Raw genomic sequence first — 223 nt, 5'->3', positions numbered from 1 at the left:
ATCGAGCTCGGTATTCCATACTCCGACCCATTGGCGGATGGTCCGATTATCGAGCGCGCGTCTGCACGCGCACTGCAAGGGGGTACGACGATCAGACACGGCTTGGAGGCTGCGCGTCGCGCTCGCGCTGAAGGCGCCAAGATACCATATGTGCTGTTCACTTATTATAATCCTGTACTGCAATATGGTATGGATCGGCTGTTCTCAGAGCTGCAGGCTGCTG

At 56.5% G+C, this 223-nt stretch carries 1 protein-coding gene; it reads left to right on the top strand.

Annotated elements, in window-relative coordinates; translation table 11 throughout:
• Positions 1-223, top strand: a 223-nt coding sequence (locus ACXX53_RS23195; RefSeq protein ID WP_458571023.1) for a tryptophan synthase subunit alpha, incomplete at both ends; no start/stop codon positions are given.

Source organism: Paenibacillus marinisediminis (assembly GCF_054343325.1).
This window is presented reverse-complemented; position numbering and strand designations above follow the sequence as displayed.